17 protein-coding genes and 7 pseudogenes are annotated in these 23,370 nt (G+C 69.3%); 15 read left to right on the plus strand and 9 right to left on the minus strand.

What is annotated here, in order from left to right; translation table 11 throughout:
- Nucleotides 1-101 (plus strand): annotated as a pseudogene (locus tag ACTWQC_RS33010) (IS982 family transposase); the annotation flags it as partial.
- A 1,089-nt stretch (nucleotides 102-1,190) separates the two neighbouring features.
- A complete protein-coding gene (locus ACTWQC_RS33015) occupies nucleotides 1,191-1,514 on the plus strand; it encodes a hypothetical protein (protein WP_443319541.1) in 324 nt (107 codons plus the stop codon).
- 892 nt (nucleotides 1,515-2,406) lie between these two features.
- On the opposite strand, the pseudogene ACTWQC_RS33020 reads toward ACTWQC_RS33015, so the two are convergent.
- Nucleotides 2,407-3,202, minus strand: a pseudogene (locus tag ACTWQC_RS33020) (alpha/beta fold hydrolase); the annotation flags it as partial.
- A 46-nt stretch (nucleotides 3,203-3,248) separates the two neighbouring features.
- Complete coding sequence (locus ACTWQC_RS33025) at nucleotides 3,249-3,869, minus strand: TetR/AcrR family transcriptional regulator C-terminal domain-containing protein (RefSeq protein WP_443319542.1); 621 nt, start codon at nucleotides 3,867-3,869, stop codon at nucleotides 3,249-3,251.
- Between the two features lie 99 nt (nucleotides 3,870-3,968).
- Between ACTWQC_RS33025 and ACTWQC_RS33030 the strand changes: the two genes are divergently transcribed.
- The 3 genes and pseudogenes from ACTWQC_RS33030 to ACTWQC_RS33040 all read left to right on the plus strand — a co-directional run bounded on the left by ACTWQC_RS33030 (nucleotide 3,969) and on the right by ACTWQC_RS33040 (nucleotide 5,510).
- Nucleotides 3,969-4,529, plus strand: coding sequence for a dihydrofolate reductase family protein (locus tag ACTWQC_RS33030; RefSeq protein ID WP_443319543.1), 561 nt, complete (start codon nucleotides 3,969-3,971; stop codon nucleotides 4,527-4,529).
- A 36-nt stretch (nucleotides 4,530-4,565) separates the two neighbouring features.
- Nucleotides 4,566-5,231, plus strand: a complete 666-nt coding sequence (locus ACTWQC_RS33035) for a DUF998 domain-containing protein (RefSeq protein ID WP_443319544.1) — start codon at nucleotides 4,566-4,568, stop codon at nucleotides 5,229-5,231.
- Nucleotides 5,232-5,299: 68 nt separating this feature from the next.
- A pseudogene (locus ACTWQC_RS33040) lies at nucleotides 5,300-5,510 on the plus strand (DUF4287 domain-containing protein).
- 256 nt (nucleotides 5,511-5,766) lie between these two features.
- On the opposite strand, the gene ACTWQC_RS33045 reads toward ACTWQC_RS33040, so the two are convergent.
- Together ACTWQC_RS33045 and ACTWQC_RS33050 are read right to left on the minus strand one after the other, a co-directional pair.
- Nucleotides 5,767-6,039 (minus strand): DUF6087 family protein, encoded by a 273-nt coding sequence (locus ACTWQC_RS33045; protein WP_443319545.1) that lies wholly within the window; start codon nucleotides 6,037-6,039, stop codon nucleotides 5,767-5,769.
- Nucleotides 6,040-6,052: 13 nt separating this feature from the next.
- Nucleotides 6,053-7,423, minus strand: a complete 1,371-nt coding sequence (locus ACTWQC_RS33050) for a Tat pathway signal protein (protein WP_443319546.1) — start codon at nucleotides 7,421-7,423, stop codon at nucleotides 6,053-6,055.
- A 153-nt stretch (nucleotides 7,424-7,576) separates the two neighbouring features.
- Between ACTWQC_RS33050 and ACTWQC_RS33055 the strand changes: the two genes are divergently transcribed.
- From ACTWQC_RS33055 to ACTWQC_RS33100, 10 genes and pseudogenes are all read left to right on the plus strand, one after another.
- Complete coding sequence (locus ACTWQC_RS33055; RefSeq protein WP_443319547.1) at nucleotides 7,577-7,843, plus strand: putative ATP-grasp-modified RiPP; 267 nt, start codon at nucleotides 7,577-7,579, stop codon at nucleotides 7,841-7,843.
- A 5-nt stretch (nucleotides 7,844-7,848) separates the two neighbouring features.
- Complete coding sequence (locus ACTWQC_RS33060; protein ID WP_443319548.1) at nucleotides 7,849-8,451, plus strand: MvdC/MvdD family ATP grasp protein; 603 nt, start codon at nucleotides 7,849-7,851, stop codon at nucleotides 8,449-8,451.
- Nucleotides 8,448-8,840, plus strand: coding sequence for a hypothetical protein (locus ACTWQC_RS33065; RefSeq protein WP_443319549.1), 393 nt, complete (start codon nucleotides 8,448-8,450; stop codon nucleotides 8,838-8,840). Before ACTWQC_RS33060 ends, ACTWQC_RS33065 begins: the two co-directional genes overlap by 4 nt.
- Nucleotides 8,818-10,017: an ATP-grasp peptide maturase system methyltransferase gene (gene tgmC / locus ACTWQC_RS33070; RefSeq protein ID WP_443319550.1), complete on the plus strand. Its 1,200-nt coding sequence runs from the start codon at nucleotides 8,818-8,820 to the stop codon at nucleotides 10,015-10,017. Before ACTWQC_RS33065 ends, tgmC begins: the two co-directional genes overlap by 23 nt.
- Before the next feature lie 1,122 nt (nucleotides 10,018-11,139).
- Nucleotides 11,140-12,366: a methyltransferase, FxLD system gene (gene fxlM / locus ACTWQC_RS33075; RefSeq protein ID WP_443319551.1), complete on the plus strand. Its 1,227-nt coding sequence runs from the start codon at nucleotides 11,140-11,142 to the stop codon at nucleotides 12,364-12,366.
- A gap of 57 nt (nucleotides 12,367-12,423) precedes the next feature.
- A complete protein-coding gene (locus tag ACTWQC_RS33080; RefSeq protein ID WP_443319552.1) occupies nucleotides 12,424-12,615 on the plus strand; it encodes an FxLD family lanthipeptide in 192 nt (63 codons plus the stop codon).
- Between the two features lie 90 nt (nucleotides 12,616-12,705).
- A complete protein-coding gene (locus ACTWQC_RS33085; protein ID WP_443319553.1) occupies nucleotides 12,706-15,783 on the plus strand; it encodes a lantibiotic dehydratase in 3,078 nt (1,025 codons plus the stop codon).
- Entirely contained in the window at nucleotides 15,780-17,012 is a 1,233-nt protein-coding gene (locus ACTWQC_RS33090; RefSeq protein WP_443319554.1) for a lanthionine synthetase C family protein, read from the plus strand. Before ACTWQC_RS33085 ends, ACTWQC_RS33090 begins: the two co-directional genes overlap by 4 nt.
- A complete protein-coding gene (locus ACTWQC_RS33095; protein WP_443319555.1) occupies nucleotides 17,009-17,992 on the plus strand; it encodes a thiopeptide-type bacteriocin biosynthesis protein in 984 nt (327 codons plus the stop codon). The genes ACTWQC_RS33090 and ACTWQC_RS33095 overlap by 4 nt, the downstream gene beginning before the upstream one ends.
- A 33-nt stretch (nucleotides 17,993-18,025) precedes the next feature.
- Nucleotides 18,026-18,277 (plus strand): annotated as a pseudogene (locus tag ACTWQC_RS33100) (protein-L-isoaspartate O-methyltransferase family protein); the annotation flags it as partial.
- A 64-nt stretch (nucleotides 18,278-18,341) separates the two neighbouring features.
- Here ACTWQC_RS33100 and ACTWQC_RS33105 read toward each other — a convergent pair.
- The 5 genes and pseudogenes from ACTWQC_RS33105 to ACTWQC_RS33125 form a co-directional block, all read right to left on the minus strand.
- Nucleotides 18,342-18,494 (minus strand): annotated as a pseudogene (locus ACTWQC_RS33105) (transcriptional regulator); the annotation flags it as partial.
- Between the two features lie 25 nt (nucleotides 18,495-18,519).
- Nucleotides 18,520-19,989, minus strand: a pseudogene (locus ACTWQC_RS33110) (response regulator); the annotation flags it as partial.
- A 192-nt stretch (nucleotides 19,990-20,181) separates the two neighbouring features.
- Nucleotides 20,182-21,960: pseudogene (locus ACTWQC_RS33115) on the minus strand (nSTAND1 domain-containing NTPase); the annotation flags it as partial.
- A gap of 5 nt (nucleotides 21,961-21,965) precedes the next feature.
- Nucleotides 21,966-22,358, minus strand: coding sequence for a CU044_2847 family protein (locus ACTWQC_RS33120; protein ID WP_443319556.1), 393 nt, complete (start codon nucleotides 22,356-22,358; stop codon nucleotides 21,966-21,968).
- A gap of 254 nt (nucleotides 22,359-22,612) precedes the next feature.
- Nucleotides 22,613-23,206 (minus strand): NADAR family protein, encoded by a 594-nt coding sequence (locus ACTWQC_RS33125; protein WP_443319557.1) that lies wholly within the window; start codon nucleotides 23,204-23,206, stop codon nucleotides 22,613-22,615.
- Nucleotides 23,207-23,370 lie beyond the last annotated feature (164 nt).

Raw genomic sequence — 23,370 nt, forward strand, 5'->3', positions numbered from 1 at the left:
TCCGCGTGGCTCAGCGGATCCTGGCGATGACCTGCGCGATCTGGCACAACCGCACCATCGGCGCACCCGTCACCCGCTCGCTGATCGCCTACGACCACTGAGCCACATCGGAACTAATCGTCTAGGGCTGGCTGCGCCACTCCTCGCGCTGGTCTACACACATGGTGTCAGTGAAGAGAGCGCCGCAGGCCGTGCGCATCCCGGCACGTCCGGCCCGGTGACTATGCACACTCAGGCGGCGGCCGCGGCCGAGCACAGCCGCGGCCATCAGGGGCCCGGATCCCACCCTGGGGAACTGCACGCCGACCATCACGATGCCCCAGAGTCCGATCATGCGGCTCACCAGTGCGCGACCGGCCACCCCCAGCAGCGTGCTGCGCTGCCTGCTCCGTGCGAGGCTGCGCCGGAGGCGATTCAGCCTCCCCGCGCGCCCATGCTGATCGCCGCGCGATCCGCCGCCGTCCCCTGGGCGTCTCACCCTTTGCCGGATTCAACGGTCCTACGGATCTAGATCCTCGCGCCGCAAACCCATCGACGACCGGACCGGCACCCCCAACTCTGTTTCCGCCTGCCTGTCGGCGGCGCTTCGGCGACGTCTCGCAGCGCCTCTCGCTGCCCCGCCATCGGCCGCCGAACTCCCTTGAAAGGCCAGCTCTTGTCCTCCTCACCCGGCATTGCAACCACCCCTGCCCCGCATCCCGTCCCAGCCGACCAGCCGCAACGGGCGGTCCCGCAGAAAGCAGCGAGTCCCCTCCCTGTCGTGGCGCTACAGCGGCTACGTGGGCTACTACATGGGGGCCTGACTCATCAGCGGCGCGGTGGTCCACCACCCCATGGATCCGACCCGGCATTCGTTGATCGCCCTGTCCGGCGTACTGGTCTTCCTGGTCGCAACCGTTCTCAACGAGGTCACGCGTCCGAGAAGCCCCCGCTTCGGGGATCAGGCGGTGTGGTGGGCTGTTCTCTTCGCCGCCGTCGGCCTGGGACCCTGGCGATGTCCGTACGCGATGTGGTGACGCGCGGCTGGGGGCACGTTCATCACTGGGCCCACCATGTGGTGGGGGGCGCGGCCATGGTGCTGATGACGCTGGCCATGCCCGGAGCATCCCGGGAACGGTCCTCGCCTTGGGCGCCTCTCACGGACGAGCGCATGGTGCGCATAGGGGCACGGCATGGGATCGATGCCGGGCATGGAAACCGCGCACAGCATGCCGGGGATGGAAGGCATGCCGGCCCACGCCGCGGCGGGAGCGGTGACATCCTCGGGCTCCACCGCTATGTGGCGCCTGGCCTTCGGCCTGTTGGCGGTGTACTTCCTGGCGTCCATTGCCCTGTCCGTGCGGTCCCGGCTGCGGGGCCGCGGGCAGCCGGTGACTCTGGTGAGTGGCTCATGCGCTCGGCACCGCCGACCCAACCGGGCCCACAAGGGACTGCTCGCACCGAATACGGTTCTCGCCGGCCAAGTCGGCATGGGCGGGTGCATGGCGACGATGCTGATCATGATGGCGGCATGACGGTACTCGTGCCCTTCGGGCTGGGGCCCAGCCCCGCCCGGGGACGGCAACTTCGCCCCAGCGGAACTCGAGACGCCGACTTTCCAGCCCCTCGAAGAGCCGGAGATGCCCACCGCTCCCGCCCATCCCGGCGCAGGCTCGGCGGCCCGCGCCTCGGGCCGATCGGATGGCTGGGCCGGCTGACGACGATTCCTGACGTCGATGCGTACGGCGCTCGTGCTGCTCCTTCTGCCCTCCTCGCGGTGATCCCCTGTACGAGGTGGCTGCCGCCCGAGCTCCCGACGCCGCGGCGTTCTCTGCGGGCGGCCCGCGTCGTCCTGCGCATACGGCGGATACTCACGCCCGCACCCGAGCGCCACCGCGCGCTGACAAGCACGATCCTGCTTACCGCTGCCGCGGCCCCGGTGCTGCCTTTTCTGGTCGCGTGCGGGCCGAGGACCTCCGTGAGGAGGCGGGCCGGGCCCCGGCGGCGCCCGTCGGCGCTGAGCACCACCGATGGCCGCGCTCCTCGTCGCTACCGGGACAGGCGTCCACCGCTCCAAGGACGGGGGTGCCTCCTTCACGGAGGTCCTCCCGATGGAAGGCGAAAGCTCCGGCCACTGACGGTGCAGCCGCTCGCGAGTCGTAGTGAAGCCCTGATCCCCCCGCCGTGTGGGCAGGGCGCTGTCTACAGCGGAATGTGCGCCGGGGAGGCGATACCGATACGGTCCGCCACCATCTGGCGGAACCGTGGGCACCTGGTGAAGTCCTCGTGGTCGCAATCCAGCGCGCACTCGATGAGGTCGAGCGCCGCCTGCGTCTCGGCGATGCGCTGCCGAAGTGCTGCCCGCCGACGCTGCAAGGTGGCTCGGCGCTCCGCTGGTGCATCCCGCCCGCGGGCGGGATGCACGACGACCTCGTCGAGGAACTCCTGGAGCAGATGCCGCAGGAGGTCGGGGCGCTCCAGGTGCACGTCGTGCCCTGTGCCGGGGACGCTCGCGGCCGTTGCCTCCGGTTGCCGTCAGAGCATGGTCTCGGACTCCTGCGGAGGGATGATGCCGGACTGGCCCAGGACGGCCAGCACCGGGCACGTGATCCTCACCCACTCGCTCCAGAAGGAGCGTTGGGCGTTCTCGGCCAGTGAGGCGACCATGACGTCCCGGTCGAAGCGCGGCCACCAGCCTCCGTCGCGCTCCTCCAGTCCGGCGGCCCGCCCCTCGCCGACCAGGCCGCCGCCGAGAAACTCGGCGGCGGACTCCCGTGACGGGAACGGCATCGGCCACGCGTCGAGCCATCCGCCGATCTCGGCCTGCACGTTCGGGTTCGGGCCGCCGGGGCCGGCTTCGACCAGGACGAGCGCGCGCACGAGGTGAGGGTGTGCGGCGGCAGTGAGCATGGCGGTGTGGCCACCCAGGGACTGCCCGGCCCTTGACGGGTTGGTGCAGGTCGAGCTGTTCGAGGACGGCGACGACGTCGGCGACGTACGCGGCGCGCCTCATCTCGCGTGGGTGGCGTTCGCTGGCGCCGTGGCCGCGGTGGTCGACGGCAACGACCCGGTAGTCCGGGCTCAGGGCCCGGGCGAGGTCGTCCCATTCGCCTGCGTGTCCGGCGAGCCCGTGCAGCAGGACGACGGGCGGCCCCGAGCCGCCCCAGTCGCGGCAGGACAGACGGACGCCGTCGCGTTCCACGGTGCGTTCGGACCAGGTCATGCGGCCCCTTTCCGGGTCTGGTGGATCGGCTGTTGCGGTGTGGTGGTCAGCGGTAGGCGGCGAGGAAGACGCGGGCGCCGGCGGTGGCGTAGCGGTCGAGGTCGGCCTCGGTGTGCTGGGCGCTGCCGGTGAACATGGCCTTGTTCACCGGGATCCACAGCAGCAGGCCGGAGAAGTGGTTCGCGGCCAGGAGTGCGTCGTCGATGCGGAGCAGTCCCTGGTCGGCCAGGCGCTGGAAGGCCGCCGCCAGCGTGGCGAGCCCTCGTTCGAAGCCCCGCTCGTACCACTTGGTACCCAGGTCAGGGAAGACGTCGGCGTTGGCGATGATCAGGCGCCGCAGCTGGATCACTCGGGGGTTGGTGAGGGCGGTCAGGAACTGGCGGGCGAGCCGGGTCAGGTTCTCTTCCAGGTCGGCATCGTCGGTTGGGAGGTCGGTCAGCAGGTCGATCGTGGTGTCGAGCCGGTCGGTGGTGGCCAGGACGATGTCGGCGAAGAGCTTCTCCTTGTCGGAGAAGTGCTTGTAGACGGTCTGTTTGGACACCGCGGCCAGTTTCGCGATGTCGTCCATGCTGGTGCCCGCGTAGCCCTTCTCCATGAACACTGCGGTCGCGGCCTCCATGATCGCCTGGCGTTTGCGGGCCGAGCGGCCTTGTCCGTTGGCGTCCATGTATCTCCTCCAAAAATGGGTACTGGACAGTCTAGTTCCTCAATGGGTACTGTACCGTCCAGTTCCGAAGCCGCGGGACGTATCCAAGGGAGGACAACCATGCGGAAGATCGTTGCGGGCCTGTTCATGTCGCTGGACGGCGTTGTGGAGGGCCCGGAGAAGTGGGGCATGCCCTACAACACCGGTGAGGCGGCCGAGGCGGTGACCCGGTTGTTCGACGACGCCGACACCGCCCTGCTGGGCCGCAGCACCTATCAGATGTGGAGCTCGTTCTTCCCGCACATCACCAGCGAGCAGGTGCCCACCGCCGACTGGATGAACGCCGCTCCGAAGTACGTCGTCTCCTCCACCCTCACCGAGGTCGACCAGTGGCAGGGCAGCCGCCTGATCACGGGCGACGACATCGCCGGCCAGATACAGGACCTCAAGCAGCAGCCCGGCGGCAACATCAACGTCGGCGGCAGCATCACCCTCGTCCAGTGGCTCATGAGCAACGGCCTGTTGGACGACCTCTACCTGCAGATCGCTCCCGTCATCGCCGGCACCGGCCGAACCCTGGCCGACGGCGAGCAGATCCCCATGCACCTGGCGGCCACGCGCGCCTTCGCCAACGGCGTCATCGAAGCCCACTACACCCCCAGCCCCGCTGAGCACGCCTGACCGCCCCCTCTGTCCACGACCAGGAAAGACCTCCACATGTCCCAGACGCTCAACCCCCCGGCCGTCCTCGACGTGCCACCGGCCCGCCCGGTGCCGCGGCTCCTGTCGGCCGCCGGCATCGCGGCAGGCCCGCTCTTTCTCGCGGCGGGCCTGGCCCAGGGCCTGACCCGGGACGGGTTCGACTTCACCCGCAACGCCCTCAGCCAGCTCAGCCTCGGCGCCCTCGGCTGGATCCAGGTCACCGTCTTCCTGCTCACCGGCCTGCTGGTCATCGGCGGCGCGATCGCGATACGCCAGGCACTGCGCGATGCTCCCGGCGGCACCTGGGCGCCCCGGCTGCTCGGCGCGTTCGGTGCCTCGTTCCTGCTCGCTGGGGTCTTCCCCGCCGACCCGGGGGCCGGGTTCCCCGCCGGTGCCCCCGAGGACCGGGTCACCTCGCTGAGCGCACACGGCACCGTCCACATGCTCAGCGGCACGGTCGGCTATCTCGCGCTGTGCGCCGCGTTCCTCGTGCTCGCCCGGCACTTCGCCGCCCGCCGACAGCGCGGATGGGCGCTCACCGCCCGCCTCGTGCCGGTGGGGGTCCTCGCCGGATTCGCCGCCTCCGCCACCACAGTGGCGGCCTTCACTGCCGGAGCAGGACTCGGCCTGCTCGGGCTCAGCGCCGCCACCGCCCGCCTGACTTTCCCCGCACGGCAGTAAGCAGCCGGGCTCCGCCCCACCCGCAGCAACTGCACCATGACCATCGCCGACCGACAGGAGACTGCGGCATGACCGCACCGGCAAAGGGCCCCGCCAGCTACTTCCCCGCGATCGAGAAGAAGTACGGCCGCCCCGGTAGAGGAGTGGCACGACCTCATCCGCACCTCACCGCTGACCAAGCACATGGAACTCGTCGCCTGGCTCAAGGCCGAGCACGGCCTGGGCCACGGTCACGCCAACGCACTGGTCGCGCACACACTGGCCAGCCGCGGCAGGTGAGCCCTGACCCGACGCACGCCGTCGATACTCAAGGAGCCGACCGCCCCTCCCGCGCCATGTCGTCCGCGGCTGTTTGGGGCCGGGAGCAGCCCCGCTCCCGGCCCCGGCTGTAGAGCGAGAGGTCATGCTGCCCGGCCATAGCCGTCGGCCCTGACGGATCGTCGCCGTGCAGCGGGCTGAAGTCGACGTCCAGGTGCGGGTCGTATGCCTCGGGCTGAGGCCGAGTTCGTGGATGGAGCGCCAAGGCACCTCAGCTCTACTCGGGCTCGGCTTCGCGCACCCACGCCACGGCCGCCGCCAGATCGGCTGCGGTCCCAGCGGGGACGTAGGTGAAGCCGTCCCACTCCTCCAATGCCCTGGGCTCGTCGGGGTGGAGGTGGCCGGCGCCGCCGTGCAGCGGCCGGTGGCGCCGGTGGATGTCCAGGGGCGGTCGGCGCCGCTTCACGTAGGGTGCGAGCGGGTCGGCTGGGTCGACGTGCGCAGCACGCGATGGCTGGTTCGGGGGGCCGGGTCGGCTGTGCTTGCCCATGCGGTCGATGGTCTCAGGCGGCGATCGTGGTCGGGCGGGCGGCGGCGAGATCCCTCGCCCTGCTCCGTACGTCCTCCACCGCGGCGGTGTTGTACGGGCGGGCGGCGTCCAGCAGCGTGTTGAGCCGGGAGGCCACCAGCGTGGAGTCGACGCGGGCGGCGTCGTCGAGCGCCTGATGGGCCGCGGCGGCGCCTCGCTCCGGCTCGCCCTCGTCGAACAGCGCGGCGGCGAGCCCGATGCAGTCCATCACGCGGACCCGTTCGAACCCGGGCTTGCGCAGCCGCAGCGCCTGCTGGAAGTGGGAGCTCGCCGACCCGCTGGGGCGGCCCAGTCCGGTCAGGTCGCGGGCGGCCACCGCGCGGGCGCCAGCGTGCTCGGCGGCGTCGAAGTACGCCACCCACTCGGGCACCTCCTCGCCGAGCCCGTCGGCCAGCAGCTCGTCCGCCGCGGCGAGATGCACCTCGGCTTGGCGCTCGTCGCCGAGTGCCGCGTGCACTCGTCCCGTTTGCGAGGCGACCAGCGCCTTCACCGCGGGCAGCTTGGCCTTGGCCGCGGCCACCCCCAGCAGGCCAAGGGCGTCCTTCGGCCGGCCGAGGTAGATCATCTGGTGGGACATGCGGGTGACGATTTCCACCCCGCGGTCACGCTGCTCTGCCTCACCGGCCGCATAGGTGCCGTAACTCCAGTACCGTTGCGCGGTCGCATACCGGCTGCTGTCGTGGCTGACCCACCCGGCGAGCGCCGCCAGGTCGGCGGTCGCGGCGAAGACCCGGGCCCGCAACGAAGGCGGGATGCCGTCTTGGATGCGCCGGGCCACCTCGGCGAGCTGTGCCACGATCGCCGAGCGGTACAGTCCTCCGCCCTTGGAGGCGTCTGCCTGGGCGAAGAAGGCGGTCACCTCTTCAAGCGCGATGACGGTATCGGCGTCGAAGCCCTTGCGGCCATTGTTCAAGGCCCGGGCTTTGCCACCGAGCATCCGCTCGGCAGCCAGGATCAGCGGAGTGCCCACGGCCAGCTTCAGGGTGTCGCGGCGGTTCATGAACCGGTCCATCTGCGTCCATCCGGCCAGGGCCTCGGCGGCTGCCTCGGTCAGCAGCGGCAACTGGATCGTATCCAGCGCGGGACCGGTAGCCGTCAAGCCGAGATCACCAGGAGTAAGCGGCTCGCCGACCGCCTCGGAGACCACCTCGGCGAGCAGGGCAGGCACGGGCGGGCGGGGCCGCTCACCGTCCATCCAGCGTCTCACCCGGGTGGCGTCCGGGGCGATCTGGCGGTGACCCTGGCGCATCGCTCCGGCGGCCACCCGGCGGGCGATCTCGCCATGGGACAGGCCGGTGGCCACGACCCACAGTGCAAGGTGCGGGTTGCTGGTTCTGCCGGTCATCGCCGTCACCCTCCGTCTCGCCGTCACGGAGCGTAGCAACTTCGCTACGGTTCGCGGCACTTACGGTACTGGTCAGAACCAGGGCGAGGGGCGGATTCTGCTGTTGCGGGGGCCGCCCGGCTACCCGCTTTCCGCTACAGGGAAGGATCTCGCATGGCGACACTTGCACCTGGAGCACCGTGGGCGATGCGGCTGGTCACCGACCGGCTGCCGGTCGGGGCGCCGTCGTACGCGACGGTGACGCTCGACCCGGCCACCCAGACCGCCCGCTACACCGATGCCGCCGGCCAGGTGGTCGAGATGGGCAAGCACGGCTCGTCGAGGACGAAGGGCACCGCCTCGATGTCCGGCGGGGGTGACGGGCAGAACCCGCAGCCGCAGTCGCAGGACGACAACACCACCGACTACGAGTCGGACTGACCGCGATGGCTCCCCTTGTCCTGGCCGTCACGTCCCTGGAGGACGTCACCGCCGACATGGTCATCGCCGCGCTGAACGAGCGTGAGGTGCCCGTCGCCCGCGTCGATCCGGCGGACATCGGGCCTGACCTGCTGTTCGGGGCCCGCATTGACGCCCAGATGCCGATGTGGGCCGGGCGGCTGCGGACGGCCAGCCGCGAGGTGGAGCTGGGGGAGGTGGCGGCGGTGTACTACCGCCGCCCCACCCCGTACCCCGCTCGGTTCGGCCACCTGCCCGCCCAGCAGCGCGACTTCGCCGCCGCGGAGGCCCGGCACGGGCTCGGCGGCATCCTGACCAGCCTGCACGGCGCGCGCTACGTCAACCACCCGGCCGCGGTCACCCGTGCCGACTTCAAGCCCGCCCAGCTCAAGCGGTTCGTCGAACTTGGCCTCACGATCCCGCCGACCCTGGTCACCAACGACGTCGAGCAGGCCGGAAGTTCGCCGCCGACCACGGGCCGGTCATCTACAAGACATTCCGCGGCCTCCCCGCCTCGGAGGACGGGCACTCCGGGGCGATCTGGGCCCAGCGCGTCGACCCTGCCGCCTTCGATGAGGCGCTCGCGGTGACCGCGCACCTCTTCCAGGCCGAGATCCCCAAGACCAAGGACGTGCGCGTGACCGTGGTCGGCAGCAGGGTGTTCGCCCAGCAGATCGTCGCCCCGGACGGCGCCCTGGATTGGCGCCGCGGTGACTGGGACCAGCTCATCCACACCCCCATCACCGTGCCGGCCCCGATTCCGGCCGCACTGCACAGCTACCTGGCCTCACTCGATCTGGCCTTCGGCTGCTTCGACTTCGCCCTGACCGGCGACGGGGACGACCCCGAGCACTGGACGGCGATCGAGTGTAACCCCAACGGCCAGTGGGGCTGGCTGCCCGACGCCCCGGCCATCACCGAGGCGTTCGCCGACCTTCTGCAGGAGGGAGTACGCCGTGACGGCGTCCACCGACCTTGAGACCGACGCGGCCCGACTGCGCGAGACCCTGACGAGGGGCCTCGCCGAAGAGGGCGTGCTCACCGATCCGGCCTGGCGTGAGGCGGTGGAGTCAGTGCCCCGGCACCGGTTCGTGCCAGGCTTCTACCTACCCGCCCCCGAGCTCGACGACAACGGGCTGACCGTCTGGGAGCCGGTCACCGCCGAGCTCGGCTACGGCCGGTGGCTGGCCGCCGCATACTCCGACACCACGCTGATCACCCAATTCGACGGCGAGGAGCCCGACTGGAAGAACCCCGCCGTCCGGCACGGTGGGGCACCGACATCTTCCTCCACTCTGCCGTCACTGGTCGTGCGGATGTGGGCCGACGCCGAGATCGCCCAGGGGCACACACTGCTGGAGATCGGCACCGGAACCGGCTACTCCACCGCGCTGGCCTGCGAACGCCTCGGCTCCGACGCCGTCACTTCGATCGAGGTCGACGGCCGCCGCCTGGAGACGGCCGCGACCGCGCTGTACTCGCTCGGCTACACCCCCACCCTGGCAGTCGCCGACGGACTCTACGGCTACTGGCCCGAGGCCACATTCGACCGGATCGTGGCAGCCTGCTCCTTCCGCGCCGTCCCGCCCGCCCTGCTAGCCCAGACCCGGCCGGGCGGGAAGATCCTGCTCACCCTGTCAGGCTGGCTCTACGGATACGCCCGCGTCCTACTCACCGTCGGTGAGAACGGAACCGCCGAAGGCCCGCTGCTATCCGGAACCGTCTCTTTCATGTCCGCCCGCACCCATGCCGCACCAGCGTTCGGCAACCCCACCCACTGGGCCGCCGAACTCCCCGATACTGCGCGAGCTTCCCGGCACGACCCGGAGCGGATCACCGCCGCCACCGACGAGGCGTTCCACCTGCGGTTCCTCGCGCAGTGCGCAGTGCCGGACGCCCAGATGACCACCGTCGGCAAGATCGTGCACCTGGTCGACGTCGTCACCGGCTCCGCCGCCACCCTCACACCGCGCGGCGACCGCTGGGAGGTGCGCGAAGGCGGCCCGATCAAGCTGTGGGAGCGGATCGAGAACATCCTGAGCGCCTACGAAACCGCGGGCCGGCCCGGACCAGAGGGCTTCCACTTGCACGTCTACGACGGCGGGCAGCACCTGCGGCATCCGCAAATGCCCATCGGGCCCTTGCCTAAACCCTGACCTCGAAACTCCCTCTGCAATACCGGATTTGTGACTGAGGCATTAGCACCTGAATTGAATCGGTTCCGAGCAATGCGCAGCGGTGGGGGAATGCTGACGCAGGTGGCACCCCAACCGTCCCCGGCGAGCACCTACTTCGGACGCGCGGTGAAAGGCTCGCGATCCGTCGACTCCCTACGTACAACGACTCGCATGCACTTACCGGCGAGGCGAGGTCGCCTGGTCGTGAGTTGCCGCCGGAAGCCCAGCGACCGCCCGCGAGGGGGGCAAGGGCCAGCCGCACTGCGCTGCTCAACACGCTGACTTGCCAGGGAACGCCATGCGGAAGGAGCTCTGCCAGATCTGCCGATCGCCCGCCGCCCGTGACGAGCGCGGCGTGCTCTATCTGGTCGAAGACGGCAGTGGCGACTGGGAAGGTTGGCCCAACGGTCTTGTCACCGCTCATCCGCCCCTGTGCCTGGCCCATGCTCGGCAATCCGCTGGGGCCTGTCCTCACTTGCGGAAAGGGGTGGTGGCGGTACGCGTTCAGCAGTCCGAGGTCTGGGGCGTCATGGGGGTGCGGTACCACCCCGGTCGGCCTGGCGCTCCCCTCCCTGTACGGGGCGAACGCGTCGAGATGCCGTACGACGATGACGAGATCCGGTGGGTCCTGGCCGCTCAGCTCCTGCGGGTACTCGACGGCTGCACTGTCGTCAGCCTCAACGCAGAGCCCGCACGCCCCCGATGACTGTCGCCCGGCGGGCCGGCTGCCTCGGCCCGGCCCATTGGGCGGCGCAAGCCCGGCGTAAGGGTGACAGCTTCACGCCCTCACCGGCCGACGTAAGAACCCGCGTCAGGACGCATAACGCAAGCGCTCAGCCACCCTCGGCGTACCCCTCACGAAGGGCAACCCGATGATTAGCCTCCTCCATGTGGACGCCGCTCGGCACCAACGCCGGGCACAGCTAAGGCCATTGCCCGCACTGGTACGTCACTGCCCGGGCGCTACCCACCTGCCGACCAGGCGCAGCCGGTCCCCTCCCCCGCGGCGAGCATCAGCGAACCGGTTCCACCATCTCCGGTGCCGTTCGCACTGCGCCACCGGCCACCTCATGAGCAAGCACGACACGAAGGAACTTCCCCATGACCGATGCGACGACCGTCGACCCCGACCGCGCCACGCTCCTGCGTGACAAGGTCGTCGATGAGCTGCGCGCGGACGGCACGATCGTCTCGCCCGAGATCGACGCCGTGATGCGTAAGGTACCGCGCCACCTGTACGCCCCGGAGGCTTCCCTGGAGCAGGCCTACAGCACGTACGCGGCCGTCATCACGAAGACGGACGAGCACGGCGTGCAGCTGAGTTCGGTGTCCGCGCCGCAGATCCAGGCGCTGATGCTGGAGCAGGCCAAGGTTCGTCCCGGGATGCAGGTGCTGGAGATCGGCTCCGGCGGCCTGAACGCCTCCTACCTGGCCGAACTGGTGGGTGAGGACGGCGAAGTCACCACTGTCGACATCGACCCAGAGGTCACCGACCGTGCCCGCCGCATGCTGGACGAGAACGGCTACAAACAGGTCCGCGTGGTGTGTGCGGACTCAGCCGAGCCCATTCCCGACCTCGGCCAAGTCGACGTCATCATGGTCACCGCCGGTGCCTGGGACATCCCGTCGGCCTGGATCGAGCAACTTACGGCGGGCGGCCGCCTGGTGGTGCCGCTGCGGATGCGCGGCCTGACCCGGTCCGTCGCCTTCACGCGCCTCGGGGACCACCTAGAAAGCGAATCCGCGAAAATCTGCGGATTCGTGCCCATGCAGGGCTCGGCTGCGCATCAGGAAGAGCTGCTGCTCGTCAACGGCACACCGGAGATCGGGCTCAGGTTCGACGACGGCCTGCCGGCCGACCCGAGCCTGCTGGACAACGCAGTCCGCACCCCCAGGATCGAGGTCTGGACAGGCGTCACGGTCGGGCTCCAGGAACTCCTGGACACCCTCCAGATGCACCTGGCGATCGTGCTGCCGGGGTTCTGCATCATGGCCGTCGATTCCGACCTGGACACCGGCGTGGTCGCGCCGGTCAACAAGGGCTTCTCCCTCGCCGCGGTCGACGGCCCGAACTTCGCCTACCTCACCACCCGCCGTACCGAGGACAGCAAGCACGTCGAGTTCGGCATCCACGCCCTGGGCCCGGACGGTCCCGCCTTCGCCCACACGGTCACCGAGCACGTCCGCGATTGGGCCCGCGAGCGGCGCGGCGGCCCCAGCCCGGTCATCCGGGTCTGTCCGGCCGACACCCCCGATGGCCCGGTCTTCGGAGACCGGGTCATCGACAAGGTGCACAGCCGGATCTCGCTGTCCTGGCCCCCGGCGTAGCTATCGGGTGTCAGGCGAAATCCGCACCACTCCACCGATCAAAGGAGCGTGACCGACATGACGAACACCATGGCGCTGGCCGAACGGCCAGCAGTCGACGAGGACGAGGACTTCGCCCCGCTCGACGTCAGGGTCGTCGTGGCCGCGCACCCCCACGGGAAGTTGATGTGCTCCACGGGTGACGGCTGCGGCCAGACGTGCGCGACCGGCGCCTCCGCCTGCAGCTCGTTCACCGAGGACCCGGCCTGACTCTCCCCCCTCGTCGGTGTGCCGGGCGTACTGCGCCCGGCACACCGGCACCACACCCCCGGCGCGCCGCACTGAAAGGAAGAGCTGCCCGTGGCCTTCAGAGCAGTCGTCAGCTACCAGTGGCAGGGTGCCGCGATGCTGCGCGCCACCACCAGCCCAGGCCTCGCCGACCTGCCCCGAACGCTCGATCTCGACGACCCTGCCGTCACGCAGGCGTGGCTTGCGAGGGTGTGGCAACGCGAGGAGGTCCGCGACGCTTTACGTGCGGCCAGCCCGGTCCTGTGCCAGAGCATCGACGCCATCGTGAGCGGTGCACGCTCGCAGCCGAGGCAGGTCCGCCGGACCGCGCTGTCGGTCGCCTCCTATCTCCTGCGCTGGCAGCACCGCCCCACCCCGTTCGGCCTCTTCGCCGGAACCGCCCCCGTGTCGGTCGGATCGGTGCCGCGCATCAGGTGGGACGCCAAACACCGGGTTGCGGTGCGAGCCGACGCCGAGTGGATCACCGACATCATCCAGCACCTTCAGCAAAGCCCCGCGCTGCTGGAGCGCCTGCCGCTGGTCGCCAACAACACCGCTCAGGTACGGGGTGACCGGCTCGTCGCACCGGGCCCGCCCGCGGACGGCCGCGCCCACCTCATGGCGCCGGTCGAGGTGTCCGTCCGACACGCGCGGCCCGTGAAAGCGGCGATGGCCGCGGCGGACAGGCCCATCCGGTACCGAGACCTGCGCGACCACCTCGCCGCCCAGTTCCCGACGGCCGCCGCCGCACAGATCGACGCGCTGCTGGGCGACCTCATCGCGCAGAACCTGCTCATCACCAGCTTGCGGACGCCGATGACCACCTTGGACGCACTCGGGCACGTGTGTGCCGAGCTGGAGAAGGTGGAGGCCCACACCCTGGAGGATGTCGGCGAGCTGGTGCGGGAGTTGTACGCGATACGCGACGGCCTGACCGGTCACGAACCCACGCTCTCCCCCTCCGCGCTGAACGACATCACCGCGCGGATGCTCGCTCTCTCCCCCATCGCACCGGCCCCTCTGCTCATCGACACCGTTCTGGACTGCGACGCCCAGATCCCCGTTCAGGTCGTTGCAGAGGTGCAGGATGCCGTCGCGGCCCTGTACCGGATCACGCCGCAGCCCTACGGCTACCAGCAGTGGCGCGACTATCACCGCCGCTTCCGCGCCCGGTACGGCGTCGGTGCGGCCGTCCCCGTCCTCGACCTGGTGGCCGACAGCGGACTGGGGCTACCCGCCGAGTACGTCGGATCGGAGCGCGGCCGGGCACCCAAGCAGCTCACAGACCGCGACGATGCGATTCTCGCGCTACTGCAGCAGGCCCTCATGGAGGGCCGCGACGAGCTGGTCCTGACCGATACCGTGATCGCCGACCTTGCGACGGCCGCAGGTAGCGACGAACCGATGTTCGTCCCCCGTGCGGAAGTCGCCTTCGAGATCCATGCCCCCTCGTCCGACGCTCTGGCGCGTGGCGCGTTCCAACTCATGCTGACCGGACTGCCCCGGCCCGGCAGCAGCATGGCCGGACGGTTCGCCCACCTGCTGCCGCCCGAGCAGCAAGAGGTGCTGTCCCACACCTACCGCACCACCCGGCCTGACACGATCACCACGCAGCTCTCGTTCGCACCGCGCCGCCGACGCAATGAGAACGTGGCCCGCACCGCACGCCTGCTGCCGCACGTGATCGCGTTGTCCGAGCACCGAGCCGCTGACGAGGGCGTGATCCCGCTCGCGGACATCGGGGTCACCGCGGACGCCCGCCGCTTCCACCTCGTGCAGCTCTCGAGCAGCCGGCCCATCGACGTACATGTCCTGCACGCGCTCGAAGCCGGGGTCCAGACGCCGCCTCTGGCCCGGTTCCTGGCGGAGATCGCCACCGCCCGGTGCGCCGTCTATAAGCCGTTCGACTTCGGCGCCGCTGCTCGCCTGCCCTACCTGCCGCGCGTGCGCTACCGCAGGACCGTCCTCACCCCGGCCCGCTGGCTGCTGATGGCCGAGGATCTTCCCGGCCGTGCCGCCTCGACAACAGAGTGGGAACAGACGTTCGCCGCGTGGCGGGCCCGGCTGAGCGTCCCCGACCGCATCGCGATGGTCGAGGTCGACCAGCGTCTCCCCCTGGATCTGACGCACCCGGTCCACCGGCGTCTGCTGCGCTCCCGCCTCGACGACACCCGCCGCCTCGAACTACGCGAGGTGGCAGACCCCGATGAGTACGGCTGGATCGGCCGCGCCCACGAGATCCTGCTCCCCCTCATCCGCACCCAGCCCGAGGAGAACGGCACGCTTCCCACGCCGCGCCTGCTCACCGCGGTGAGCGCCGAGGACACCCAGCTGCCGGGGACCGGGACCGTGCTGCGTGCACACCTGCACGCCCACCCGCAGCGCCGCAGCGAGATCCTGGACCGCCATCTGCCCCGTCTCCTCGCTGAGTTCGACGCTGCACCGCTGTGGTGGTTCACCCGGCACCGCGAGATGGCCCGCCCCGAGGCCGACCAGCACCTCGCGCTCTTCCTCCACCTCGAACCCGGCAGGTACGGGGCCGCGGCCGAACGCGTCCACGCCTGGACTGACGGGCTACGCCGCAGCAGACTGGCGTCGCACCTGACGCTCGCCAGCTACCAACCACAGGTGGGCCGTTACGGGTACGCGGCAGCGATGGACGCCGCCCACCGCGTCTTCGCCGCCGACTCCGCCGCGGCCCTCGCCCAGATCCGCTTCACGGCCCGCGCCGAGGCCCTCGACCCGCAAGCCCTCGCGGCCGCGAGCATCCTCGACCTCATCACCCACCTCGCCCCTGACGCCGACCACGGCATGAACTGGCTGATCCAGAACGTGCCCCAGGGACACGGACGGCTGGAGCGGCGGCTGTGCGACCAGGTGCTCGACCTCGCTGCCTCCAGCGAGCCGTCTCCACTCTTCGCCGCGCTGCCCGGCGGCGAGGACGTGACGCACGCATGGCAGGCCCGCGCCACAGCCGTGCACGCCTACCGCGAGAGCCTGGCCATCCAGCGCGACCCGCTCACCGTTGCACGGTCGCTGTTCCACCAGCACCACGTACGGGCGCTCGGCGTTGACCCGGCCGCCGAAGCCGTCACGCTGCGGCTCGCTCGCACGGCAGCGCTGCGCCACACCGCCAGGGCGGACGCGTGAGTGCTCCGGCCGCGTACGCGGCACACCTGACGCGGGAGTTCACCGATCACCTGGCTCAGCCCGCTCAGCGGCCCCCTGATGAGCCGTGGACGGCGCAGTCCCTCGCCGAGGGGGCAGCTGGCATCGCCCTGCTACATGTTGAACGCGCCCGCGCGAGCCTATTGCCCTGGAGCCTGGCCCACCGCTGGATCACCCAGGCGGCCTCCGGCGAGGTCAGCGCCGCCGACACGATCGGCCTGTTTCTCGGCGCACCCGCCGTCGCGTTCCTCCTGAATACCACCCCTACCAGCCGCCACGCCCTCTACCGCGACGCGTGGACGACCCTGCACGCCCACGTCACCGCGCTCGCCCACCGCCGTACTGACAGCGCCCTCGCCCGCATTTCCATCGGCGACCTGCCCGCCTTCGCCGAGTACGACGTCTTCTACGGCCTCACCGGCATCGGCGCCTACCTCCTGCGCAGCGACCCCAGCGGCAGCGCTCTCGAGAGGGTCCTCAGCTACCTCATCGCACTGACCCGCCCCCTGAAGTCCGACGGCCGCAGCCTTCCCGGCTGGTGGGTCGGCCACGACCCACACCGAGGCCGCTCCGTTCACTTTCCCGGCGGGCACGGCAACCTTGGGGCCGCGCACGGCATCACCGGACCACTACTCCTCCTCGCCCAGACCCTGCGGCGCGGCATCAGCGTGGACGGACAGCACGAAGCCATCCGCACCATCTGCACCCATCTCGACGCCTGGAAGCGGGACAGCGAGGCGGGCCCCTGGTGGCCAGAACACCTCACCCTCACGGACCTCGACACCGGCCGGTCCCACCAACAGGGGCCCGGACGACCGAGCTGGTGCTACGGCACGCTCGGCATCGCGCGCGCCGGGCAGCTCGCAGGTATCGCCTTGGACGACCCGGCCCTTCAGCGCTCGTACGAGGATGCCCTGTACCGCTGCCTAACCGACCCCGTACAGCTCGCCCAGGTCACCGACACCAGCCTGTGCCATGGCTGGGCCGGCATCTACCAGACCGCTTTCCGGGCCGCCCACGACGCGCTCAACACCCACCTTCACACCGTGCTCCAACCACTGGGGGAAGCACTGGCCGCCCACGCCCGACCCGACTCATCCAAGGGCCCCGGACTCTTGGACGGCGACGCCGGATGCGCACTCGCCCTGACCACCCTCGCCGCCGACCAGCCACCGACCACCGGATGGGACGCATGCCTGCTGATCGATTGACCCAGGCCACTCGACCTCACGCCCCCAGCACGACCGGCCGCGCCGTACTCGACGTCCTGGCCGGCGAGCCGATAGCCGACGCCGCCCACCGCGCAGGCGTGGAACCAGCGAACCTCGCCGACGCCGTCGAAGTCTTCCAGCAGGCCGGCCACGCAGCGCTCGCCCAACAGGCCGGTCGCACCGACTGGTCGCAGGTCTACATCGAGTTCGCTGACTGGGCGAGCGCAGAGCAGACCGCCGCCACCCACCTCGCACCGCTTCTGCACGACGCGGAGGCGAACGGCACCGTCACCGCTTGGTGGTTCACCAGCAAGCATCCCTGCTGGCGGCTACGCCTGCGCGTCCAGCCCGAAACCGGCGTCAAAGCCGACCTGGGCACCGTGCTCGATCGCCTCGTGACCGACGGCCACCTGCGGCGGTGGTGGCCGGGAATCTACGAGCCGGAGACCGCGGCCTTCGGCGGTCCCGCCAGCGTGACAGTCGCACACGAACTCTTCGCCACTGACAGCCGCGAAGTCCTGAACCTGGCCACCCGCAACGACGTCACCCTCGGCCGCCGCGAGCTGTCCGTCCTCCTCTGCGCGATCATGATGCGCGCCGCCCGCCTCGAATGGTACGAGCAAGGCGACGTGTGGCAGCGCGTCATCGGCGAGGAACAGCGGTCCACCCTGCGCGACATCCCCGCCGGACGGCTCCAAGCAATGGCGAGGCAGCTCCGAGCGCTGCTCCTGGCCAACACCGACCCTGCAGGCCCCGTCCTGAGTTCCGGCGGGCCGCTGGAACCCGTCACAGGATGGGCCGACGCCTTCCACCACACCGGTCTCGCCCTCGCCGAAGCAGTCCAACAGGGAACACTCGACCGCGGGCTACGCAGCGTCCTGGCTCTCCACGTCATCTTCCACTGGAACCGCCTCGGGCTCTCTATGCGCGCCCAAAGCGCACTGGCCTGGGCGGCCCGGGAGACGATCCTCGGTAGTTGACGTGCAGCTGGTTGATGAGTTGGTCGAGGATGGATGCGTACGCACGCCCCGCGGAAGAGGCGATGCGGAAGGTACGCCCCCCGCCACCTCTTCGTCCTGGATGCGCCGTTGGAGAAGGCGTACGGGAACGCACCGGTGAACACGAAGCTCGACGACAGCAGCGCACCGATCAGTTGCGGCTCGCAGTCCGACGTTGTGGGGATGATCCTGGAGCAGCTCCAGGTCGAGCGGGGCCTGAAGGTGCTGGAGCTGGGCGCCGGTACCGGCTTCAACGCCGCGCTCCTCGGCTGCTTGTGTCGCGAGCTGGCGTCCGGCCCCGCAAAGCGGCCCACGCCGACGCCGCCCGGCCAAGCCGTAGCGACTGGCTCAGGTACTTCTGGGCGATGCTGTGCTCGCCGTTGTCATAGATCATCCACCCAAGTGGATAGGTCTGTTCGGCTGCAACCTCGCATAGCGTGCGGCACACCCGTTCCGTGTGGGTTCGGTGGAGCAGCGGGAACACGTCCAAAACGGCAGCGAATCCCCTTTCACTTGGGACGGATCAATCGTTCCATGATGGAGAGTAGGCGATCAGGTTCGACGGGTTTTGTCACGTAGTCGGAGGCGCCGGAGTCGATGGCCTTCTCCCTGTCGCCCTTCATAGCCTTAGCGGTGAGCGCGATGATCGGCAGCGCGGCGAACTGCGGCATCCTGCGGATGGCCGTCGTCGTCGTATAGCCATCCATCTCGGGCATCATGATGTCCATCAGAACGACCGCGACATCACGGTCTTGTTTCAGGACTTCGATGCCCTCGCGCCCGTTCTCCGCGTACAGCACCGTCAGTCCGCGCTGTTCTAGCACGAGCGTCAGGGCGAACACATTGCGGACGTCGTCATCAATGATGAGCACCTTCTCGCCGTTGAACTCGAAGGAGCTCCGTGCGTAAGGCAGCCGCGCATCTATGCCACTGGCTTCAGATATGGGCTCGTGCACCGTCTCTGCACCTGTGGGGACGGTCCTCATGGCGATCTCGGTGCTGGGACCGCGTTGGGGGTCGTCCTGCGGCGGCAGCTCGCCAGGGTGCAGCGGCAGGTAGAAGGTGAAGACGGACCCGTGGCCCAGCTCGCTCACCGCGTGGATCTCGCCGCCCAGCAGCCGCGCGATCTCCCGGCTGATGGACAGGCCGAGGCCCGTGCCGCCGTACTTCCTGCTGGTCGTGCCGTCCGCCTGCTTGAACGCCTCGAAGATCACCCGCATCTTGCTGGCCGCGATGCCGATACCGGTGTCCGTCACCGAGAAGGCGATCAGATCGGCGTCCGGGTCGCGCAGCGAGCCCCTCTCCAGCAGCTGCTCGCGGATCGCGGCCGGCACATCGCTGCGGGCCAGTCTGATGACCAGCTCCACCGCCCCGCCCCCGCTGTCGGTAAATTTCACCGCGTTGGACAGCAGATTGCGCAGCACCTGGAGCAGCCGCTGCTCGTCGGTGTGCAGCGTCGCGGGCAGCTCCGGGGATAGCCGTACGGAGAAGTCCAGGCCCTTCTCGTCGGTCAGCGGCCGGAAGGTCGCCTCGACGTAATCCACCAGCTGCACCAGGGCGATACGGGTCGGGCTGACGTCCATCTTGCCCGCCTCGACCTTCGACAGGTCGAGGATGTCGTTGATCAGCTGGAGCAGATCGGAGCCCGCTCCGTGGATCGTCTCGGCGAACTCCACCTGCTTCGGGGAGAGGTTGCCGTCAGCGTTGTCGGCGAGCAGCTTGGCCAGGATCAGCAGCGAGTTGAGCGGGGTGCGCAGCTCGTGCGACATATTGGCCAGGAACTCGGACTTGTAGCGCATCGCGACCGCGAGCTGCTCGGCACGCTCCTCCAAAACCTGCCTGGCCTCCTCGATCTCGGTGTTCTTCACCTCGATGTCACGGTTCAGACGAGCCAGCAGCTCGGCCTTCTCCTCCAGCTCCGCGTTCGAGGCCTGCAACTCCTTGGCCAGCTCCTGCGACTCGCTCAGCAAGAGCTTGGTCCGCTGCTGCTCAAGGACCGCTGAGCTGCTGTGCTCAATGAGGGCGGCCACTTCCTGAGGAATGTCGGCGCTGCGCTCCCCCAGCCATCGCTGTGCTTCCGCTACCCGCGTCGCTGATAGCAGGTCGCCTTCGGCGGCTCGCTCCTCCATGACAGCGAGCCATTGCTGGAATTCAGCGTCTTCGTCCACCCAAGTGGCTAACCGGCCCCACTCTCGGATCAGCGCCTCGTGTGCGATTTCAGCGGTATCGGGGCCGCTGGAGCCGAGAACGACCAGCCGCTGTTCAGGCTGTGCGAGAAGTTGCGCGATATACCAGTCACTGCCGAGGTGAGAACGCTGGGCGGTGACACGGACGGCGCTGCCTGCACCACCACGGGCTCGCACCATGGACAGCAGCACTCGACGCATTCGGGCCTCATCCACCTGCTGAGCCAGGAAGTGGTACGCCTTCTCCGCATGCCGGTTCAGCGCTCCAGACACCCCGCCCAGGCCGTGGTAGCTGTCAAAGCTGATGCGCCGCTGCTGTTGTGTGGGCCACAGTTCCGTCAAGGCGAATTCAAGGAGCGGCAGGCTTCCCGGCGCCTTGCTCGCCTCGCGAGCGATGTCCTTTGCCAGTCCTGGAGTGAACGTGACGCCAGAGAGTTCAGCCGGTTCGACGATCACCCGGGTCAAGGCCGCTTCGTCCAGCGGAGAGACATTGAGTTGACGGTCCTGCAGGCGCAGTCCGAGATCAGGAAATTCGAGCAGGTTGGGGAGAAAGTCCGCCCGCAGCGTACACACCAGGCGTACGTCTGAGTTCTGCAAGGTGTCGGGAGGCGGCAGCATGTGCTGCAGAAATTCCAGGGGTTTCTCAGTGTCCCGGCCGCCGCTGAGCACTTCCTCGAACTGGTCGCCGATCAACGCCAGCCGACGCCCGCTCAGCAGAGCTACCCGTGCGGCGACCTGCCAGAAGCCTTCCTCGCGCAGTGAACGGGCCCGGCTATCCAGTTGCTCAAGCGAGTAGTCCCCGGCAGGCTGCTCGAGATCCAACAAGGCGCGGGCTACGGCCTCGTACGGAGTTGCTCCTGGGCGGAATGACGCCACGGCCCACCCGTCTGCCGCCAGCGCCGGCTGGAGCCCGGCCGCCACAAGCGACGACTTGCCCACGCCCGACGGGCCGGTCACCACGACGAGGGGCTGCGTCCTGACCATATTCTGCAGCCGCTCAACCTCCCGTTCCCGGCCCACGAAAACCCCGGCTTGCGCGTCTGCGGCCGTGAATGACTGAAGGCCGCGGTAGGGGCACGGCGGAAGCACACTTCGGTCCAGTGCTTCCGGCCAGGCAGCAGCTACCTCCGAGAGCGGCACGGCATACGCGTCATCCGCTGAGCCATCCCGGCTTGCGATGGCGAGCATGCCGACGACGGCGTCTCCCCACCGATCGGTGGTGATGACCGGTGCTCCGCTGTACCCCGGCTGCGTTCGCAGAGCTGACTCACTGTCGGAGTCCAGCTGGATCAGGCCCCCGCCGACGGCTCCGCGCAACACACACGCAGTCCACGCCCCATTGACTTTGCGTGGCGGTTTGCCGGGATAGCCGAACACCGACACGTGGGCATCAGCGGCTGTACCTGCCCGCGCATCGACCAGCCGTGCTGCGCCAGCACCGGGCGGCAATGTATCCCCTCCGACCATCACCAGCCCTGCTGTGTCCCGACCGGGCTGACCGACCCCAGGCGGCGGGTCCCAAGCACTGATGCGGCAATGGCGCAGCGGCGCACCCTCGGCATCGCCCAAAAGTGGGAACTCAACCTGGATCCGTGCTTCGTCCGGGGGGCGGTCGCGGGCGCCTTTCTCTCGCCCCAGTGCCGCATTGACCACGTGGGCACACGTCACAATTTGCTTGCTGCCCACCACGAATCCCACTCCGACAGGAGCGTCACACGTGCCGAGGCGCACTTTGACAATGAACCCCTCGCGCTGCATACCCATGCGAGTCAGGGGCGGTTCCAGACAAGCCGCACGGCGAAATTCACTTCAGCTGTCCCTTTCGCGATGATCACACCAGTCTCGCCGCCCATCTTGAGACCGAACTCGATCTCGGCCTCGTCCGGTTTCAGCTCACGGACTGTCCCAGCAACCCGGGACAGAGTCGGTTTCACCTGTTCCAACGCGTCATGAAGGGATACCCGGGCCCGGGCAACCGTGCCCTCTCCTGCTGCCAGTTCCAGATCAGTGCCCATGAGGTCGCCATCCACCTCGAACACTGCCCTTTGAGCGCCGCTGCCATCCAGAGTCATCTCGAACAGCTGCCCCACAGGGATCCCCTTCCATTGACCAGGGCGCCCATCGCCCCCGGCGCCAAAATCGTCGGGTTCATCCTCGGACATGACTCGTTCACTTCGCAGGAATACCGGCCAGGAAGATACGACCGACCGCTCTCCCGGTCACAGCACCGCAACCCCATGTGGCGTGACGGTCGGCGCTGCCTTTGGTGTGGCCGTGTGAGAAGTCGCTGACGGTTGAGCAGATCGAGTCGTGGGAAGCCGGGGACGGGTATGCCGCACAGGACGTGCTCGCATACGACGGGTGCCGAGCGCGCCCGACATCAGCGTCACCAGCGCTTCGGGGCGATGGACATCCGCTACTCGTCCCAGCGAGCGGCAGCCAGACGGGCTCGCGCCTCCATCAGGGCGAAGCCGAGCAGATTCTGACCACGCCACCGGGAGGGGTCGGTGACACGATCGTCGGACGCGTCGAGACCGATGCCCCACACCCGGTCACGCGGGCTGGCCTCGACCAGCACCCGGTTACCCGTGCCGAGCAGGTACGCGCGCAGAGCCGGGTCCTGCCCGAACTTGGCGACATTGCCCGCGACGACCAGCTCGAAGCGGGCGGCGGCCCAGGGCGCCTCGTCGAAGGCGTGGACCAGTCGCCCGAGGTTCTTGGCTTCGGCGGGAGTGCGAGCCGCGAGTATCGCCGGGAGCGACGCGTCGTCACCGAACAGGCGGGCCTTACCCGCCATCATCCAGTGCTCCGCGCTTGCGTAGGTCACGCCGTCCACGGTGAAGGGTGAAGGCCACCACTGGCTGAGCGCACCCGGACCGATCGAACCATCCCGCTGCGGCTGATGCCCCCAGAACATCAGCCACTTCGGCCGCGCTCCGGCAGCAACAAGCACCGAGAGCTGTTCTCGCGTGCGGGCCTGGACCGGGCTCTTCATGTCGATCGTCTCCATACCAGGGATCCTTGCAGCTGTGGGCGGCAGTTCAGTCTGTGCGCGCGTTCACGGCCACCAGGTGCAGACGTCGAGCAGGGCGCCGACCACGTCCTCGACTGCCTCGCTGCCACGCCCCGTCAAGAGGATGTCGCCTCGCACCAGGACGGAGTATCGACGTCCCT

Source organism: Streptomyces sp. 8N616 (genome assembly GCF_052246385.1).
Lineage (GTDB): Bacteria > Actinomycetota > Actinomycetes > Streptomycetales > Streptomycetaceae > Streptomyces.

Bases quoted from the DNA above. Each gene is read 5' to 3' on its own strand.
- ACTWQC_RS33015 (WP_443319541.1), top strand. From the start codon at position 1,191: ATGGAAACCGCGCACAGCATGCCGGGGATGGAAGGCATGCCGGCCCAC.
- ACTWQC_RS33025 (WP_443319542.1), bottom strand. From the start codon at position 3,869: ATGGACGCCAACGGACAAGGCCGCTCGGCCCGCAAACGCCAGGCGATC.
- ACTWQC_RS33030 (WP_443319543.1), top strand. From the start codon at position 3,969: ATGCGGAAGATCGTTGCGGGCCTGTTCATGTCGCTGGACGGCGTTGTG.
- ACTWQC_RS33035 (WP_443319544.1), top strand. From the start codon at position 4,566: ATGTCCCAGACGCTCAACCCCCCGGCCGTCCTCGACGTGCCACCGGCC.
- ACTWQC_RS33045 (WP_443319545.1), bottom strand. From the start codon at position 6,039: ATGGGCAAGCACAGCCGACCCGGCCCCCCGAACCAGCCATCGCGTGCT.
- ACTWQC_RS33050 (WP_443319546.1), bottom strand. From the start codon at position 7,423: ATGACCGGCAGAACCAGCAACCCGCACCTTGCACTGTGGGTCGTGGCC.
- ACTWQC_RS33055 (WP_443319547.1), top strand. From the start codon at position 7,577: ATGGCGACACTTGCACCTGGAGCACCGTGGGCGATGCGGCTGGTCACC.
- ACTWQC_RS33060 (WP_443319548.1), top strand. From the start codon at position 7,849: ATGGCTCCCCTTGTCCTGGCCGTCACGTCCCTGGAGGACGTCACCGCC.
- fxlM (WP_443319551.1), top strand. From the start codon at position 11,140: ATGACCGATGCGACGACCGTCGACCCCGACCGCGCCACGCTCCTGCGT.
- ACTWQC_RS33080 (WP_443319552.1), top strand. From the start codon at position 12,424: ATGACGAACACCATGGCGCTGGCCGAACGGCCAGCAGTCGACGAGGAC.
- ACTWQC_RS33120 (WP_443319556.1), bottom strand. From the start codon at position 22,358: ATGTCCGAGGATGAACCCGACGATTTTGGCGCCGGGGGCGATGGGCGC.
- ACTWQC_RS33125 (WP_443319557.1), bottom strand. From the start codon at position 23,206: ATGGAGACGATCGACATGAAGAGCCCGGTCCAGGCCCGCACGCGAGAA.